The 17,716-nt window shown below is 72.8% G+C and carries 14 protein-coding genes and 1 pseudogene; 9 read left to right on the top strand and 6 right to left on the bottom strand.

Translation table 11 applies throughout. The annotated features are described in order from the left end of the window. Window positions 1-124 precede the first annotated feature (124 nt). A pseudogene (locus ACFV3E_RS14820) lies at window positions 125-1,171 on the bottom strand (MFS transporter); the annotation flags it as partial. Window positions 1,172-1,178: 7 nt separating this feature from the next. Between ACFV3E_RS14820 and ACFV3E_RS14815 the strand changes: the two are divergent. The 3 genes from ACFV3E_RS14815 to ACFV3E_RS14805 all read left to right on the top strand — a co-directional run bounded on the left by ACFV3E_RS14815 (window position 1,179) and on the right by ACFV3E_RS14805 (window position 3,117). Then, entirely contained in the window at window positions 1,179-1,682 is a 504-nt protein-coding gene (locus tag ACFV3E_RS14815) for a DinB family protein (protein WP_500535050.1), read from the top strand. Window positions 1,683-1,756: 74 nt separating this feature from the next. Beyond that, window positions 1,757-2,611, top strand: a complete 855-nt coding sequence (locus ACFV3E_RS14810; RefSeq protein ID WP_500535049.1) for an SCO4651 family lipoprotein — start codon at window positions 1,757-1,759, stop codon at window positions 2,609-2,611. A 107-nt stretch (window positions 2,612-2,718) separates the two neighbouring features. Then, a complete protein-coding gene (locus ACFV3E_RS14805; protein ID WP_500365028.1) occupies window positions 2,719-3,117 on the top strand; it encodes an OsmC family protein in 399 nt (132 codons plus the stop codon). Between the two features lie 15 nt (window positions 3,118-3,132). On the opposite strand, the gene ACFV3E_RS14800 is transcribed toward ACFV3E_RS14805, so the two are convergent. From ACFV3E_RS14800 to rhaI, 3 genes are all read right to left on the bottom strand, one after another. Then, on the bottom strand, window positions 3,133-4,620 hold the full coding sequence (locus ACFV3E_RS14800) for a rhamnulokinase (RefSeq protein WP_500535048.1): 1,488 nt from the start codon (window positions 4,618-4,620) through the stop codon (window positions 3,133-3,135). Between the two features lie 137 nt (window positions 4,621-4,757). After that, window positions 4,758-6,803, bottom strand: a complete 2,046-nt coding sequence (locus ACFV3E_RS14795; protein ID WP_500535047.1) for a bifunctional aldolase/short-chain dehydrogenase — start codon at window positions 6,801-6,803, stop codon at window positions 4,758-4,760. Between the two features lie 65 nt (window positions 6,804-6,868). Continuing rightward, window positions 6,869-8,035 (bottom strand): L-rhamnose isomerase, encoded by a 1,167-nt coding sequence (rhaI, locus tag ACFV3E_RS14790; protein WP_500535046.1) that lies wholly within the window; start codon window positions 8,033-8,035, stop codon window positions 6,869-6,871. 311 nt (window positions 8,036-8,346) lie between these two features. On the opposite strand from rhaI, the gene ACFV3E_RS14785 reads away from it, so the two are divergent. The 5 genes from ACFV3E_RS14785 to ACFV3E_RS14765 all read left to right on the top strand — a co-directional run bounded on the left by ACFV3E_RS14785 (window position 8,347) and on the right by ACFV3E_RS14765 (window position 14,175). Then, on the top strand, window positions 8,347-9,867 hold the full coding sequence (locus ACFV3E_RS14785) for a sugar ABC transporter ATP-binding protein (protein WP_500365023.1): 1,521 nt from the start codon (window positions 8,347-8,349) through the stop codon (window positions 9,865-9,867). Then, window positions 9,864-10,919 (top strand): ABC transporter permease, encoded by a 1,056-nt coding sequence (locus tag ACFV3E_RS14780; RefSeq protein WP_500365021.1) that lies wholly within the window; start codon window positions 9,864-9,866, stop codon window positions 10,917-10,919. The genes ACFV3E_RS14785 and ACFV3E_RS14780 overlap by 4 nt, the downstream gene beginning before the upstream one ends. Further along, window positions 10,912-11,943, top strand: coding sequence for an ABC transporter permease (locus tag ACFV3E_RS14775; protein ID WP_500365019.1), 1,032 nt, complete (start codon window positions 10,912-10,914; stop codon window positions 11,941-11,943). Before ACFV3E_RS14780 ends, ACFV3E_RS14775 begins: the two co-directional genes overlap by 8 nt. 107 nt (window positions 11,944-12,050) lie before the next feature. Continuing rightward, entirely contained in the window at window positions 12,051-13,136 is a 1,086-nt protein-coding gene (gene rhaS, locus ACFV3E_RS14770) for a rhamnose ABC transporter substrate-binding protein (RefSeq protein WP_500365017.1), read from the top strand. A gap of 10 nt (window positions 13,137-13,146) precedes the next feature. After that, window positions 13,147-14,175, top strand: a complete 1,029-nt coding sequence (locus ACFV3E_RS14765; protein ID WP_500365015.1) for a LacI family DNA-binding transcriptional regulator — start codon at window positions 13,147-13,149, stop codon at window positions 14,173-14,175. A gap of 421 nt (window positions 14,176-14,596) precedes the next feature. On the opposite strand, the gene ACFV3E_RS14760 is transcribed toward ACFV3E_RS14765, so the two are convergent. After that, window positions 14,597-15,949, bottom strand: coding sequence for a diacylglycerol/lipid kinase family protein (locus ACFV3E_RS14760; RefSeq protein ID WP_500535045.1), 1,353 nt, complete (start codon window positions 15,947-15,949; stop codon window positions 14,597-14,599). 153 nt (window positions 15,950-16,102) lie between these two features. Here ACFV3E_RS14760 and ACFV3E_RS14755 point away from each other — a divergent pair, with 153 nt between their 5' ends. Beyond that, a complete protein-coding gene (locus tag ACFV3E_RS14755; protein ID WP_500535044.1) occupies window positions 16,103-16,453 on the top strand; it encodes a hypothetical protein in 351 nt (116 codons plus the stop codon). Window positions 16,454-16,481: 28 nt separating this feature from the next. On the opposite strand, the gene ACFV3E_RS14750 is transcribed toward ACFV3E_RS14755, so the two are convergent. Further along, on the bottom strand, window positions 16,482-17,684 hold the full coding sequence (locus tag ACFV3E_RS14750) for a glycoside hydrolase family 3 N-terminal domain-containing protein (protein WP_500535043.1): 1,203 nt from the start codon (window positions 17,682-17,684) through the stop codon (window positions 16,482-16,484). Window positions 17,685-17,716 lie beyond the last annotated feature (32 nt).

Here is a 17,716-nt window from a genome sequence, read left to right as displayed (position 1 = left end):
CCGCCGAGGTCCCGAGCATCACGGCCACGGTCGCGGCGAGCCCGTACGCGTTCGCCGCCCCGAAGGCCCGCCCCACGCGGCCCTCGTCGACCGCGGCCATCAACAGCGTCCGCGAGGCGATGCGCGCCTGCCCGAAGACGAAGGCCCCGGCTGGCACGAGCAGCAGCAGCCCCGTCACCCCGAACCGGGGCTGCAGCACGAACAGCACGGCGCAGAGCGCGAAGCCGGTGAGCGCGAGCCGCAGGTCCCCCAGCCGGGCACCCGTGCGCCGGTACGCGGCCGCCGCGAGCAGGAAGCCCGCACCGCCGAGCGCGTCCACCGCACCGACGACGGCGGCGCCCCGGTGCAGCTCCGCGATGACCAGCACCGGCATCAGGGCGTTGAAGACGGTCACCACCACGCTGCCCTGGGCGTACAGCAGGACCAGCGGGCCGAGCGGCGCCCGCGAGGTGACCGGCCGTACCGTGGCCGAGGCGGCGGTGCCCGAAGTGACGGGCCTGCCCGCCCCGCGGCCGGTCGCCAGGACGAGGACCGCGGAGGCCACGAAGGTCGCCGCGTTGAACACGAACAGCGGGGCGGGGCCGGCGAACTGCAGCGCGAGACCGCCCACCGCCGCCGACAGCAGCATCCCGCTCTGCAACGCCATCTCGTAGTGGGCGTTGAACCGCCGCAGCCGCCCCGCGGGCACCCGCTCCTTGATCAACGCCGCGCTCACCGGCACGAAGAGCGCGGCCGTCACGGCCAGCGCGAAGTTGCTGCCGTAGACGACCGCCCCCCGCGGCCAGCCCAGGACCGTACCCAGCGCGGGCACCAGGGCCACGGCGGCGCCGAGCAGGTCGCAGCCCGCCCACAGCGCCCGCCGGTCGAAGCGGTCGGCGACCCGGCCGAACAACGGGGACAGCACGGCCTGGGGGACGGCGACGGCGATGAAGAGCCAGCCCACGTCGAGGAGCGAGCCCTGGGCGCGCACCATCAGCAGGGCCGCGGCGATGAGCTGGATGTTGTTGCCCAGGGAGGTGATGAACACGGCGGGCAGCAGGAGACGTTGCGTTCGTTCGGTGGTGGTCACGGGGAACGATGGTCCGGCTCTCCGCTGACGTCTGCTGTCAGGGGGTGCGACGGGGCGGCCCCGGTTAATCGGTGGACGGGTCGCCGTCGTTCCCGACAGCATTCCGCCGATGACACGAACAGACACGCCCACCGCATGGGACGAGCGCTCCGCGCTGACGACCCTCCTCGACTACGCCCGCGACACCGCCCGCGCCAAGTGCGAGGGCGTCACGCCCGAGCACGCCCGCAGCGCCCCGCTCCCGGGTTCGCCGCTGATGACGCTCAGCGGACTGATCAACCACCTCCGCTGGGTCGAGTACTACTGGTTCGAGGTGGTGTTCCTCGGCGGCGAGGACGAGGGCCCGTGGACGGAGGACGACCCCGACCGCGAGATGCGGATCGCCGTGGACCTCCCCCTCGCCGACCTGCTGGCGGACTACGAGGCGCACACCGCCCGCTACCGCGAGCTCGTCGCCGGGCTCGACCTGGACGCCGTCGCCAAGCGCCCCATCCGCGACGGCCGCCACCCCAACCTGCGCTGGATCCTGCTGCACCTCGTCGAGGAGACCTCCCGCCACAACGGCCACCTCGACCTCCTGCGGGAACTGGTCGACGGCACCACGGGCGTGTAGCGGTGTCAGTCCTCCGCGATACGGTCCACAGCGAACACACAAGATCGACCACGAACGACCCAGGGGTGGGCAGCATGAGCGAGACCAAGGACACGAGGGAGAAGCGGCGGATACGCGTCGCCGCCACGGTGGGGGCCGCCGCCGTCGCGCTGACCGCGACGGCGGGCTGCAGCGCCGCGCGTGACACGGCGGACGCGGTGGGCAAGACGGACTCGATCGCCCAGATCCTCGCCCGTGTCACCAGCCACACGGAGAAGACCGGTTCGGCCAAGGTCGACATGTCGACCGACCTGGGTCAGGGCAGCCCCATCACCATGAAGGGGACCTACTCCTGGGGCAAGGGCGTCGCGTACGACGTCATGATGGACACCTCGGCGGCGCAGATGCAGCCGCTGCAGGACGACCCGGAGCTGCGGGCGCTGATGGTGGACGGCGCCTACTACTACAACGTCGACCCGCAGCCCGCCGGCCTGCTGAAGGGCAAGCACTGGCTGCGCGTCGACGTCTCCGCGGTCCTCGGCAAGGAGGGCGCGGCCGCGGTCGCGAAGGGCGGGGACCCGACAGCGGGGCTGCGCTACATCGAGCTGACCGAGGACGTCGAGGACCTCGGGGAGCAGACGATCCGCGGCCACGAGGCCCGTCACTACCGGGCGACCCTCGACAAGAGCCGACTGGGCAACCTGGGGAAGTCCCTCTCGCCCTCCGAGGAGAAGAGCATCTTCAACTCCGCCACCGGGCCGGTGGACGAGATCACGATCGATGTCTGGGTGGACGGCAAGGACCTGCCGGTCCGCATGGTCCAGGTCATGGGCAAGGCGAAGGTGACCATCGACTTCCTCAAGTTCGGCGGAACCAAGGCCGTCACCGCGCCCCCGGCTGCCGACACGGCCGATTTCAGCTCGCAGTTCCCCTCGCAGCAGCAGGGCTGAGGAACCCGACGACCGCCGAAGTCCCCGCCCACCGGCCCGGGTTGCGCCATCATGCAGGAGGATCCGGGGCGGGCTGCGGCCGCGCGGGCGGCGACGGGAGGCAGGGCATGGACGAGCGGTTCGCGGTGCTGGCGAGCGCGGGATCGTTCTTGGAGGAGGACGGCGACGACGTCCGGCTCCCGCACCGCTGGACGCCCGGCGGCGTCGGGGTGCGGTCGGCGTTCACCGGCGGCCACGTGCTGAACCTCGCGGTGGCGGCCTGCGTGCTCAACGACCTCTACCGCGAGGCCGCGGCCGGCGGGCTGGAACTGCGGGGCGTCCGGGTGCGCGCGGAGGGCGGGTTCGACACCGGCCGATGGCGTTCGACCGGCATCTCCTACACCGTCGAGATCGACAGCGACGCGCCCCGGGAACAGGTCGCGGCACTGATCGCGACCGTCGACGAGGTCGCCGAGATCCCGCGTGCCCTGCGCCAGGGCGCCTCAGTCAGCCGCTCGGCGGGCTGAGCGGCGCGGCGCGCCTCAGGGCCGCCGCGCCGCGGCGAGCCCGGCCAGTCGGGCGGCCGCCGCGTCCCAGGCCCGGCCGTCGGCGGCCGGCTCGTACGTCCGCAGCGGCTGGGTGGTCGCGACCAGCGCCCGCATCGCCGCCAGGCCGTCGGGACCGTCGCCGAACGAGCCGGCGGCGCGGGCCTGGACGAGGATGTTGCCCAGGGCCGTGGCCTCGGTGGGACCGGCGACGACCGGGAGCCCGGTGGCGTCGGCGGTGAACCGGCACAGCAGTTCGTTGCGGGAGCCGCCGCCGACCAGGTGGACGCGGTGGATCTCGCGGCCGGCGAGTTCGGCGGCCTCGCGGAGGGTGCGGCGGTGGGCGAGGGCGAGGCTCTCCAGGATGCAGCGGACGACCGCGCCGTGCGACGCCGGGGGCTTCTGGCCGGTCCCGGCGCAGAAGGCGCGGATCCGGGCGGGCATGTCACCGGGCGCCAGGAAGAGCGGGTCGTCCGGGTCGATGAGGGCGGCGAAGGGCTCCGCGGCGGCGGCCGCGGCGAGAAGTTCCTGCAGGGGCAGGCCCTCCTGCCGCTGCTCCCAGGTGCGGCGGCACTCCTCCAGCGGCCACATGCCCATGATGTTGCGCAGGTAGCGGATGGTGCCGTCGACGCCGCGCTCATTGGTGAAGTTGGCGAGCCGCGAGGCCTCCGTGAGCACCGGGGCGTCCAGCTCCAGGCCTGCCAGCGACCAGGTGCCGCACGAGATGTACGCGAAGTGCGGCCCGGTGGCCGGGACCGCGGCCACCGCCGAGGCGGTGTCGTGCGAGGCCACGGTGACGACGGCGGTGTCCGCCGGCAGCCCCGTGTACGCGGCCACGTGGGGCAGGAGCGTGCCGGCGTGGGTGCCCGGGCGGCGCAGCGGCGGCAGCAGGCGCGGCTCGATGCCGAGCCGGCCGGGGAGTTCCTCCGCCCAGGCCGCGGTGCGCGCGTCGAAGAGGCCGGTGGTGGAGGCGTTGGTCTCCTCGGCGCCGATGCCGCCGGTGAGCCAGTGGGTGAGCAGGTCGGGGATCATCAGCAGCGTCCTCGCGGCCGCGAACTGCGCGCCGTCACGGGCCGCCGCCAGCTGGAAGACCGTGTTGAAGGGCAGGTGCTGCAGCCCGGTCACCGCGTACAGCTCCTGCGGGCCGATGTCGTCCCTGACCCGGTCGGCGACGTGCTCCGTCCGGCTGTCGCGGTAGTGGTGGGGGATCCCCAGCAGGGCGCCGTCCGCGTCGAGCAGTCCGTAGTCCACCGCCCAGCTGTCGATGCCGACCGACGTGACGCCGTCCCCGGCCCGGGCCGCCAGGCGCAGACCGTCCAGGCTCTCCCGGAACAGGGCGAGGACGTCCCAGTGGAGTCCGGTGGGCAGCCGTACGGGGGTGTTGGCGAAGCGGTGCACCTCGTCGAGGACGAGGTGGTCCGGGCCCACCCGGCCGAGGATGACGCGGCCGCTGGTGGCGCCGAGGTCGATGGCGGCGAATGGCACGTGGGCCCCTCGTGTTCTGGTCGTTCGGGTCGGAGCGACGGGTGCGGTCGGTGCGGCGCGGCGCGCCGCGGGGGTCGGTGGGTCGTACGGGTGCGGGGGAGCCGGCCGGCCGGCTCCCCCGCGCGGTGCGGTCGGCGTCAGCGCAGGAACGCCGCGGCCACGCCGGCGTCGACCGGGACGTGCAGACCCGTGGTGTGCGTCAGTTCCCCGCCGGTCAGGGCGAAGACCGCGTTCGCGACGTGCTCGGGGAGCACCTCGCGCTTGAGGATGGTGCGCTGGGCGTAGAACTCGCCCAGCTTCTCCTCCGGCACCCCGTACGTCGCGGCGCGCCGGGCGCCCCAGCCGGAGGAGAAGATGCCCGAGCCGCGGACGACCCCGTCGGGGTTGACGCCGTTGACGCGGATGCCGTGCTCGCCGAGCTCGGCCGCCAGCAACCGGACCTGGTGCGCCTGGTCCGCCTTGGTGGCGGAGTAGGCGATGTTGTTGGGCCCGGCGAAGACCGCGTTCTTGGAGGCGATGTAGACGATGTCGCCGCCGAGCTTCTGCGCGATGAGCACCCGGGCCGCCTCGCGGGAGACGAGGAAGGAGCCGCGCGCCATGATGTCGTGCTGGAGGTCCCAGTCGCGTGCGGTGGTCTCCAGCAGCGGCTTGGAGACGGAGATGCCCGCGTTGTTGACCACCAGGTCCACCCCGCCGAAGGCCAGCAGGGCCTCGTCGAAGCCGGCCCGGATGGCCTCCTCGCTGGTCACGTCCACGGTGATCGCGACCGCCCGGTCGGGACCGCCGAGTTCCTCCGCGACGGCCCGCGCGCCCTCGGTGTTGACGTCGGCGACGACCACGCAGGCGCCCTCCGCCGCCAGGCGGTGCGCGATGGCCCTGCCGATGCCCGAACCGGCCCCGGTGACCAGGGCGATGCGGGTGGCCAGCGGCTTGGGCTTCGGCATCCGCTGGAGCTTGGCCTCCTCCAGCGCCCAGTACTCGATGCGGAACTTCTCCGCCTCGTCGATGGGGGCGTACGCGGAGACCGCCTCGGCGCCGCGCATCACGTTGATCGCGTTGACGTAGAACTCGCCCGCCACGCGCGCGGTCTGCTTGTCCTTGCCGTAGCTGAACATGCCGACGCCAGGGACGAGGACGATCGCCGGGTCGGCGCCGCGGATGGCGGGGGAGTCCTCGGTGGCGTGCCGGTCGTAGTACGCCTGGTAGTCGGCGCGGTAGGCGGCGTGCAACTCCTCCAGGCGGGCCACGGCGTCCTCGAGCGGCACGGTGGGGGGCAGGTCGAGGACGAGCGGGCGGACCTTGGTGCGCAGGAAGTGGTCGGGGCAGGAGGTGCCGAGCGCGGCCAGCCGGGGGTGCTCCGCGTGCGCGAGGAAGTCCAGGACGGGCGCGGAGTCGGTGAAGTGGCCGACCTGCGGGCGGTCCTGGGAGGCGATCGCCCGCAGGACCGGGGCGAGGGCGGCGGCCCGGGCCCGGCGCCCGGCCTCCGGCAGCGGCTCCCAGCCCGGCAGCGGGGCGCCGAACGGGTCCTGCTTGCCGTGGCGTTCCAGGAACTCCTCGGCGGTGCGGATGATCCACAGGGCGTTGCGCTCGCACTCCTCGGAGGTCTCGCCCCAGGCGGTGATGCCGTGACCGCCGAGGATCACGCCGACGGCCTGCGGGTTGGCCTCCTTGATGGCGGCGATGTCCAGGCCGAGCTGGAAGCCGGGGCGGCGCCACGGCACCCAGGCGACCTTGTCGCCGAAGCACTCCTGGGTGAGCTTCTCGCCGTCGGCGGCGCAGGCCAGCGCGATGCCCGAGTCGGGGTGCAGGTGGTCGACGTGGGCGGCGTCGACGAGGCCGTGCATGGCCGTGTCGATGGAGGGAGCCGCGCCGCCCTTGCCGTGCAGGCAGTAGTCGAACGCCGCGACCATCTCGTCCTCGCGCTCGGGGCCGGGGTAGACGGCGGTCAGGGCGCGCAGCCGGTCCAGGCGCAGGACGGCGAGGCCGGCCTCGGTGAGCGTGCCCAGGTCGCCGCCCGAGCCCTTGACCCACATCAGGTCCACGGCTCCGCCGGTGACGGGGTCGGTGGCGGTGGCCTTTGCGGAGGCGTTGCCGCCGGCGTAGTTGGTGTTGCGCGGGTCGGCGCCCAGGCGGTGGGCGCGCTCCAGCAGCGCGGCGACTTCCGGATGGGTGGCGGGTGCCATGGGGTGTCCTTCGGGAGGGGAGGAACGAGGAGGGGCGCGGAGGACGGGCGTCGGGCCGGAACGGCCTACGCTCCCCAGCCGGCCTGGGTGCCGCCGACGCGGTCGGCCACGATGTGCTCCTGCCAGCCGGAGGCGCGGTACGCGGCGACGGGGTCGGGGGCCAGGCCGCTCTCCTCGCGCACCTCGCGCAGCAGCGGGCGCACGTCGGTGTTGTACGCGTCCATGAGCACGGCGTTGGCGGCGAGGACGTCACCGGAGCGCTGTGCCTCGCCCAGGGCGTCGACGTCCACCAGGAGGGCCTTGGCGGTGGCCTCCTGGACGTTCATCACGGAGCGGATGACCGCGGGGATCTTGGCCTCGATGTTGTGGCACTGGTCGAGCATGAAGGCCACGCCGGTCGCCGCGTCGAAGCCGCCGTTCTTGGCGACCTCGTGCAGGATCCGGAAGAGCTGGAAGGGGTCGGCGGCGCCGACCATCAGGTCGTCGTCGGCGTAGAAGCGGGAGTTGAAGTCGAATCCGCCGAGCTTCCCCTGGCTGAGCAGGAAGGCGACGATGAACTCGATGTTGGTGCCCGGCGCGTGGTGGCCGGTGTCGACGACGACCTGCGCCTTGGGGCCGAGCTTGAGGCAGTGCGCGTAGGCGGTGCCCCAGTCCGGGACGTCGGTGGTGTAGAACGCCGGCTCGAAGAGCTTGTACTCCAGCAGCATCCGCTGGTCGTCGCCGAGCCGCTCGTAGACCTCGGTGAGGGCCTCGGCGAGACGCTCCTGGCGGCCCACGATGTCGTCCTGGCCGGGGTAGTTGGTGCCGTCGGAGAACCAGAGCTTGAGGTCGGCGGAGCCGGTGGCGTCCATGATGTCGACGCACTCCAGCAGGTGGTCCGTGGCCTTGCGGCGGACCCGGGGGTCGGGGTGGCACACGCTGCCGAGCTTGTAGTCGTCGTCCTGGAAGACGTTGGAGTTGATCGCGCCCAACTCCAGGCCGCGCTCCTTGGCGTGGGCGCCGAGCGCGGTGTAGTCGTCCACCCGGTCCCAGGGGATGTGCAGGGCCACCTTGGGGGCGACGCCGGTGAACTCGTGCACCTTCGCAGCGTCGTCGAGCTTCTCGTACGGGTCACGGGGCACCCCGGCCTGGGCGAAGACCTTGAAACGGGTGCCGGAATTGCCGTAACCCCAGGACGGCGTCTCGATCCGCTGGGCTGTGAGTGCGGCCTTGACGGCTGCGATGTCAGGCATGTCCACCTCGGATGGCTCGGTGAATCGGCTCAGTGAACCGGCTTCAGTGAATCGATTCATTCGCCTGTGAAGCTATCCACGTCCACCGGTGGCCGTCAAGAGGTCTACCGGCCTCGATCCCCGTTATTGAATCGTGTCATCCCCGCCGTAAAAGCGAGTTGTTGCTGTTCGTGCGGCATCGTCAGGCCTGTTACCTGCGGGTTTCGCGAGGGTGCAGGTCAGGAGCGGGAGGCGGCGGCTCTTGACGCCTTCGCAGGGCGGGGCTAGCTTCCCGGCAACTCCGTTGAAACATTTCATAGCAGGAGGGCGCAATGACGCACCCCGAACCGGAGACCACTCCGGTGCTCGCGCTCGAGGGGGTGAGCAAGTCCTTCGGTGCCGTTCGCGCTCTGCGCGGTGTATCGCTCCGGCTGCACGCCGGCGAGGCCCATGCCCTGGCGGGCGAGAACGGCGCCGGCAAGTCGACACTGATCAAGACCCTCGCGGGTGTGCACCGCCCGGACACCGGCACGGTGCTGCTCGACGGCCGGCCCGTGGAGTTCCACGGCCCGGGGGACGCCCGTGACGCGGGGGTCGCCGTCATCTACCAGGAGCCGACGCTCTTCCCCGACCTGTCGGTGGCCGAGAACATCTTCGTCGGCCGCCAGCCCCGCCGTTCGCTGGGCAGGGTCGACCACAAGGCCGTGCGCGAGGCCGCGGCCGATCTCTTCCGCCGCCTCGGCGTGGACCTCGACCCGGAACAGCCGGCGCGCGGACTGTCCATCGCCGACCAGCAGTTGGTGGAGATCGCCAAGGCGCTCTCCTTCGACGCCCGCGTCCTGATCATGGACGAGCCGACCGCCGCGCTCACCGGCAGTGAGGTCGCCCGCCTCTTCGGCGTCGTCAAGTCCCTGCGCGAGCAGGGCGCCGCGGTGCTCTTCATCTCCCACCGCCTCGAGGAGATCTTCGCCCTCTGCCAGCGGGTCACCACCCTGCGGGACGGAGCGTGGATCGCCAGCGAGCCCCTCGACGGGCTCTCCGAGGACGACCTGGTGCGCCGCATGGTCGGCCGCGACCTGGACGAGCTCTACCCCAAGCAGGACGCCGAGATCGGCGAGGTCGCCCTCAGCGTGCGCCGGCTCACCCGCGAAGGCGTCTTCACCGACGTCTCCTTCGAGGTGCGCCGCGGCGAGATCGTGGGCCTGGCGGGCCTCGTCGGCGCCGGGCGCAGCGAGGTCGCCCGGGCGATCTTCGGCGTGGACCGCAGGGACGCCGGCGAGGTCGTCGTCGACGGCAAGCCGCTGCGCGGCGGCGCACCGAGCCTGGCCATGGCCGCGGGGATCGCGCTGGTCCCCGAGGACCGCCGGGCCCAGGGCCTGGTGATGGACATGTCCATCGAGCGCAACATCGGCCTCACCGGCTTCGCCGCCACCACCAAGGGCGGTCTGATGAGCCGTGGCGCCGAGCGCAGCCGAGCGCTGGACTGGGCCGTCCGGCTCCAAGTCAAGTACGCCCGGCTGGGCGACGTCGTCGGCACCCTCTCGGGCGGCAACCAGCAGAAGGTCGTCCTCGCCAAGTGGCTCGCCACCGCGCCCGGGGTGCTGATCGTCGACGAGCCCACGCGCGGCATCGACGTCGGCACCAAGGCCGAGGTGCACCGGCTGCTGTCGCGGCTCGCGTCCGAGGGCGTGGCCGTACTGATGATCTCCTCCGACCTGCCGGAGATCCTCGGCATGGCGGACCGCGTCCTGGTGATGCACGAGGGACGACTGACGGCCGAGATCCCCCGGTCGGAGGCGACCGAGGAATCCGTGATGGCGGCGGCCACCGGCCGCGTGAGGAGGGCGGCGTGACCGTGACCGCCGACACCCCGCAGCAGATCGCCGCGGACGAACCGACCGCGTCCCGCCGCTTCCTGGACCGGGTGCTGAAACTGCGGGCGCTCGCCGTGCTCGCCGTGCTCGTGGTCATGCTGGCCGCGACCCAGATCTACAACAGCGAGTTCCTGTCCCAGCAGGGCGTCAAGGACCTCCTGCTGAACGCCACCATCCTGGTGCTGGTCGCCGTCGGCCAGGCCATGGTCGTCATCACCCGCAACGTCGACCTGTCGGTCGGCTCGGTGCTCGGCATCTCGGCCTTCGCAGCCGGCACCTACCTGCACGGCGGCGGCAACCCGCTGGTCGCCGTGCTCATCGCGGTCGCGCTCGGCGTGCTGTTCGGCCTGCTCAACGGCCTGCTGGTGAGCCTGGGTCAGGTCCCCGCGCTCGTGGTGACGCTGGGCACGCTCTACATCATCCGCGGCATCGACTCCATCTGGGTCGGCTCCCGTCAGATCACCGCGGGCGACCTGCCGGCGAGCTTCGTCGACTTCGGTCACGACGGCCTGTCGGTGATCCCCTACCTCGCGCTCCTGACGCTCGCGGTGCTGGTCGCGGCCGGGTACTACCTGCGCAGCTACCGCGGCGGCCGCGACCTGTACGCGCTGGGCTCCAGCCCGGAGGCCGCCCGGCTGGCCGGCGTGCCGGTCCGCAAGCGGATCCTGACCGCGTACGTGGTGTGCGGGGCGCTCGCCGGACTCGCCGGCGCGCTCTACCTCGCCCGGTTCGGCAACGTCGACTCCGGCACCGGCAACGGCTACGAACTGACCGTCGTCAGCGCCGTGGTGGTCGGCGGCGTCGCCTTCACCGGCGGCTCCGGCACCGTGTACGGCGCCGCGCTCGGCGCCCTGCTGCTGACCTCGATCAACAGCGTCCTGCCCTCCATCGGCGTCAGCTCGGTGTGGGTGCTGGCCATCGACGGCGTCCTGCTCCTGCTCGCCATCGCCGTCGACCGGATCGTGGCGCTGCGGGTGGCCGGCGTCCTCCGCAAGCGGGCCGCACAGATGAGGAGTGCCCACCATGCCTGAGACCACCAAGGCCCCCGCCCCGCTCGCCCGCCTCGGCGGCGCGGTGCGCTGGGACACCGCGGTCGGCGCGCTGCTCGTCGTCCTGCTGATCTGCTCCTTCTCCTTCGTGGACAACTTCGGCAACGCCCTGAACGTGTCCTTCCTGATCGGCAACACCCTGCCGATCGCGCTCATCGCGCTGCCGATGACCATGCTCGTGGTCTCCGGTGAGATCGACCTGTCCGTCGGCTCCACCGCCGGCCTGTCCGGGGCCGTGATGGGCGCGCTGTGGAACGGCGGCATGGCGATCGAGACGATCATCCCGCTCTGCCTGCTCCTCGGCGCCCTGTGCGGCCTGGTCAACGGCCTGCTCGTGACCCGGCTCGGCCTGCCCTCGCTCGCCGTCACCATCGGCACGCTGGCCGCCTACCGCGGCATCGCGCAGATCGTGCTCGGCGCCGACTCCGTCACCGACTTCCCGCAGCAGTACCTCGACTTCGGCGCCGGCCGGATCGACGGCACCTTCATCCCGTACGCCGCGATCCCCTTCGCCGTGCTGCTGCTGATCGCCGTCCTCGTGCTGCACGCGACCCCCGTCGGGCGTTCCCTGTTCGCCGTCGGCGCCTCGGAGGAGGCGGCCCGGTTCGCGGGTGTGCGCGTGCGGCGGCTGAAGCTGGCGATGTTCGTGACGACCGGCCTGGTCTCCTCCCTCACCGGAGTCTTCTGGGCCCTGCACTACGCCAGCGCGCGCTACGACAACGCCACCGGTCTGGAGCTGTCCGTCATCGCCGGCGTGCTGCTCGGCGGCATCGACTTCGACGGCGGCAAGGGCACCCTGGGCGGCGCGATCGCCGGGGTGTTCCTGCTGGGCGCGGGCCAGAACGTCATGAGCCTGCTCAACGTCTCGGCCCAGTCCCAGATCGTCGTCACCGGCGTGCTCCTGGTGATCTCCGTCCTCGCCCCGAGGATCGGCCGTCAGGTCGCGCAGGCCAGGGCGCGCAGGAGGTCGGCCGACCAGGCCCCGGCCGCGCTCGCCGCCTCGTGAACCCCCACCTCCCCCCGCACACGTCACACGGCACCACCAACCGCACCACCACCCGCACCCCGTCCCGTCCTCACTCCGGCACCCGCTCCGGAGGCGAAAGGATCACCATGTCCAGCAGAACCCTCACCCGTCGTGCCACCGTCGTCGTCGCCGTGACCGCGGCCGTCGCGCTCGGCGCCACGGCCTGCGGCGGCACCACCAAGAACTCCTCCAAGGACAGCGGCGGCGGAGCCAAGGCGACCGCGTCGGCCGACCCCAACGCGGCGACCAAGAAGGGCCTGACCGTCGCCTTCCTGCCCAAGCAGGTCAACAACCCGTACTTCACCATCGCCGACGGCGGCGGCAAGCAGGCCCTGGACACGCTGGGCTCCACCTACAAGGAGGTCGGCACCAGCAGCGGCACCGACACCGCCGGCCAGGTGAGCTACGTCAACACCCTGACCCAGCAGCAGGTCGACGCGATCGCCGTCTCCGCGCAGGACCCGGGCGCGCTGTGCACCTCGCTGAACCAGGCCCGCAAGAACGGCATCAAGGTCGTCACCTACGACTCGGACACCAAGCCGGAGTGCCGCGACCTGTTCGTGTCGCAGGCCAGCTCCGAGGACCTGGGCCGCACCGAGGTGCAGCTGCTGGCCGAGCAGATCGGCTACAAGGGCGAGATCGCGATCCTCTCGGCGGCGCAGACCGCCACGAACCAGAACACCTGGATCGACTTCATGAAGGACGAGCTCAAGGACCCCAAGTACAAGGACGTCAAGCTGGTCAAGGTCGCCTACGGCAACGACGACGCCCAGCAGTCCTTCCAGCAGACCCAGGGCCTGCTCCAGCAGTACCCCAACCTGAAGGGCATCATCTCCCCGACCACGGTGGGCATCAAGGCGGCCGCCCAGTACCTGGCGGGGTCCAAGTACAAGGGCAAGGTCAAGCTGACCGGCCTCGGCACGCCCAACGACATGCGCGCCTACGTCAAGAACGGCACCGTCGAGGCCTTCGAGCTGTGGGACCCGGCCAAGCTGGGCTCGCTCGCCTCGTACGCCGCGGTCGCCCTGTCCTCCGGCCAGATCTCCGGTGCGGAGGGCCAGACCTTCAAGGCCGGTGACATGGGCAGCTACACCATCGGCAAGGACGGCGTGGTGGTGCTCGGCAAGCCGACCGTGTTCACCAAGGACAACATCGACCAGTTCAAGTTCTGAGAGCCGGGGCGTGGCGGAGAAGGGCCGCACGGTGGGGATCAAGGACGTCGCCCGTGAGGCGGGGGTGTCCGTGGGCACGGTCTCCAATGTGATCAACCGGCCGGACGCGGTCCCCGAGGCCACCCGGGTCCGTGTGCAGCGCGCCATCGCCCGGCTGGGGTACGTACGCAGCGAGTCCGCCCGGCAGTTGCGGGCGGGCCGCAGCAGGATCATGGCCCTGCTCGTGCTCGACATGGGCAACCCGTTCTTCGTCGACGTGGCACGCGGCGCGGAACGGGCGGCCCGGGCGGCGGGGCTCGGCGTGATGGTCTGCAACAGCGCGGAGAACCCGCAGGAGGAGGCCGCGTACCTGTCGCTCTTCGCGGAGCAGCGGGTGCGCGGGGTGCTGGTGACGCCGGCCGACGCCGACGGCGGCAACCTCGCCGCGTTCCGGCGGCACCGCATCCCCTTCGTCCTCGTCGACCGGGTCGCGGCGGGCACCGCCGAGTGCTCGGTGTCGGTGGACGACGTGGCCGGCGGCCGGATGGCCGTCGGCCACCTGGCGGCCGCCGGGCACCGGAGGATCGCGTACGTCTCCGGCCCCGGGCACCTGCAGCAGGTCCGGGACCGGCGCGCGGGGGCGCTCGCCGCCCTGGCGGAGGCCGGACTGCCACCGGAGACCCTGCGCGAACTGCCCACCGAGCGGCTGGACGTCGCGGCCGGACGGGACGCCGGCCACCGGCTGCTCGGCCTCCCGGAGCGGCCGACCGCCGTGTTCTGCGCCAACGACCTGCTCGCCCTCGGGGTGCTGCAGGCGCTGTACGCGGCGGGGGTGGACGTCCCCGGCGAGATGGCCATCGTCGGCTACGACGACATCGAGTTCGCGGCCGCGGCGGCCGTGCCGCTCACCTCCGTGCGGCAGCCCGCCACGAACATGGGCGCGCTGGCCGCCGGGATGCTGCTGGAGGAGACCGGGCCGCAGGCCCGGGAGCACCAGCATCGCCGGGTCGTGCTCCAGCCGGAGCTGGTGGTCAGGGACTCCAGCCTGATCAGGCGCTGAGCCGGCCCGGCCGGGGGCCGGCCCGGGCCGGGTTGCGGTGCGGCGCTGGTTTCGGCTGCCCGGCCGCTGATCCGCGCGCAGATGCGCGGGGACGGGACCGGGCCCGGGCTCGGGAGCAGCGGCGCCGACGGGTCGTGCTCCAGCCCGGGTTGGGGTCCGCGACTTCAGCCTGATCAGGCGCTGAGCCCGTCCGGGCGGCCGGTGGCGGCGCGGGTCTCCGCGTCGCCGGGCCACCGGCCTGATCAGGTGCTGGGTCAACCCGGCCGGTCCGGGGCTCCGGTCGCGGTGCGGCCGGTGAGGTGCTGGTTTCGGCTGCCCGGCCGCTGATCCGCGCGCACGTGCGTACGGGGACGGGACCGGTCCCTGGCCCGGGAGCACCGGCGCTGGCGCGGGTCTCCGCGTCGCCGGGCCACCGGCCTGATCAGGCGTTGGGCCGGTCCGGGCGTCCGGCCGCGGTGCGGCCCATGGTCAGCGCGAGCTTGCGCAGCCGCCGCCAGTCCGTGCGCACGCCCGTGGCCGGCACCCCCGGGCGGCCGCGGGGCACCCGGACCCGCAGCGCGCCGGGGCGGATGCGGCAGCGCACGGGGGTGGGCAGCACGAGGGCCTCGCCGTCCACGCCCGCATCGATCTCGTCGGCGTCGGCCGTGGTCACCACCTCCCGCGCCGTCGCCACGGTGAGCCCGGCGGCGACCCGCGGGCCCATCAGCAGCCCCGCGGCCTGGGCCGCGTTGTCGACCTTGACGCCGAGCACCCCCAGCAGACCGGTGTCGAGACGGTCCCGCCGGCCGAGCCCGGCCGGGTCGTCGGTCCGGTACGGGTTGTTGCTCACCAGCACGGCCTGCGGCTCGTCGATGACGGTGTCCCCGGCCGTGGCCGTCAGCCGGGGCCCGGCGCGATGGGTGAGCAGGTCGGGCAGGAGCTCCAGGATGGTGCCGACCTTGTCGTCCCGGTACGCGGGACTCTGCACGACGGCCGCGTAGGCGCCGAACGACACGTTGTTGACGAAGGGCCGGTCGCCCACGTAGCCGAGGTCGACCCGCAGCTCCACGCCGTCCCTGAGCGCGTCCAGGCAGGCCGCGGGGTCGGCGCGGTCCAGACCCAGGTCCATGGCGAAGTGGTTGCGGGTGCCCGCGCAGATCACCAGGAACGGCAGTCCCCGTTCGGCGGCCACCCCGGCCACCAGCGCCTGCGTGCCGTCCCCGCCGGCCACGCCGAGCAGGTCGGCGCCCTCGTCGGCCGCCCGCCGGGCCAGCTCCGCGACGTCCTGCGGGTGGTCGGGGTCGAGCAGCACGACCCGGGCACCGAGCGCCTCCGCCTTCTCCTTCAGCCCGAAGGCTCCGACCTTGCCGCCGCCGGAGCGCGGGTTCATGATCAGGAACGGTCGCCGCGGCCGGGCCGCGATCCGCTCCCGCAGCCGTGCCTCATGGGCCCGGGTGGCGCGTACCGCGTTGCGCCCGGCGGCGACGGCCAGCGCCCACAGCGCCAGCGAGGTGACCACGACCCACAGCAGATTGGCCCGGTCGTAGAAGGCGAGGACGGCCAGCGGGGTCACCACGGTCAGCACCACGGCCAGCGCCCGCACCACACCGCGGCGGGTCAGCACCCACCACGCCCCCGCCGCCGTCACCGCGGTGCCGCCCAGCGCGGCTCCCACCAGCGCGATGCTGCGCAGCCCCGCGACCACCAGCGGCAGCGCCACGGCCGCCCCCGCCGCGGCCAGGGCCAGACGGGCGAGCCAGCGCTGTGCGACGTGCCTGCGGGAGAGGTGCTCCATGTTCCGACAGTGCCACCCCACGGCCCCGGCCCGCCATCCCGGCCGTTCCCCCGGGTGGCGATCCGGCCCCGTCCCCGGGTGCTACGGTCCCCGGACATCCGGCGGCGGACCTCACGTACCGTCACCGTTCCCCTCTCGAAGGAGTCCGGGCCCGTGACCGAAGGTGACGCCGCCGTTTGGGACTTCAACCGTAGCGACGGCTTCTGGAAGCCCACGCGTACACCGCCGGCGGACGAGAACCTGCTGTCGGCGGTGGAGACGCCGGCGATCTCGTTCGGCAAGCGGGCCCACAGCGTCCGGCTGTTCCTGGAGGCGGTGGAGCGGGTGGTGTCCGGGGACTCTCCCGGCTCGCCGGTGAACACCACGACGGCGTTCGTGCGCAGACGCGACGACGGCGCGTTCGAGCTCTGCGACAAGTACGGCCAGTTCGAGAACACCGTGGTATCCGCTCGGGAGCTGACCTCGATGCTCTCCGCGCCGGCGGCGCGGATCGAGGCCGGCTGACCTGCGGCCCGGGCCCGGCGCCGCGGCGTCAGGTCGTGCAGCGCAGCACGCCCGCGGCCTGCTTGGCGGTGAGCACGCGGCGCACGCTGTTCGCGACCAGCGTCCGCACCTTCGGGTCGTGGCGCATGGCGTAGCGGATGCCCTCGGCCATCGTGGGGATGCCCTTGGGGGAGACGGTGAGGGTGAGGTCGCCGCCGGCGCGGAGGAAGGACAGGGCGCGCTGGCCGAGGGCGACGGACTGGGCGGAGGCGGCCTTGCCGAGGTCGTCGGAGATGATGACGCCCTTGAAGCCCAGGTCGTGGCGGAGGGTCTGATCGACGATCAGCGAGGAGAACACGGCCTTGTGCTTGGGGTCGATGCGCTTGTACGTCGCCAGGGAGACCATCACCAGCCCCGCGCCCGCGGAGATGCCCGCGCGGAAGGGGGCGATGTTGCTGCCCGTGCGGGTCAGCGTCGTGTCCGTCACCGAGGCGGTCGTGTCCGTGTTGCCCTTGACGCTGCCGAGGCCCGGGAAGTGCTTGGGCGTGGTCAGCACCCCGGCCGTCTTCGAGCCCTGGACGTACGCCGTGACGTGCGGGGACACCACGCCGGACGTCGCGCCGAACTGGCGTCCGTAGCGGCCGATGGGGGCGTTCGCGGTGCCGATCGAGGTCGGGACGATGTCGGCGACGGGGGCCAGGTTGACGTTGACGCCCGCCTTCTTCAGCTCCTTCGCCCAGCCCTCCGCGCGCGAGCGCAGCGTGGCCGTGGACCAGGTGCCCTGCGTCTTCCCGCTGGGGATGGTGGAGAAGCCGGGGCCCTTGAGGACCTGCACCTGGCCGCCCTCCTGGTCCGTGGAGACCAGCAGGCCGACCCGCTGCCCGGCCACCGTCTGCCCGAGCGACTTCTGCAGCCCGTCCACCAGGGTCCGGGTCTTCGTCACGCCGGCCGTGCTGCGGCCCGCGAGGAACACGGACCCGACGGCGTACGACCGCATCGCGTCCTGGTCCGCTTTCGGCGGCGAGGGCAGCTGGGCCGCGCCCATGAAGAGCTGCCCGACGCGCTGGGTGTCGTTCATCGCGGCCAGGACCCGGTCGACGCAGGACGCCTTCGGGGTGGCGGTGGCCGCCGCGCGCCCTGTGGCGACCATGGACTCCGGGGCGGACGGCGCCCCCTCGCAGGCGGCCAGGGCCAGTGTCGTGGCCAGCAGGGCGAGGGACACGCGTCGGAGGGTGAGGGCGTACGAGGTCACACCTGCAGCGAATATCCTGATTGTCTGTCGTG

The organism is Streptomyces sp. NPDC059718, from assembly GCF_042733315.1.
GTDB lineage: Bacteria > Actinomycetota > Actinomycetes > Streptomycetales > Streptomycetaceae > Actinacidiphila.
Note: the sequence above shows the minus strand (reverse complement) of the source record. Positions and strands in the feature narration are given on the sequence as shown.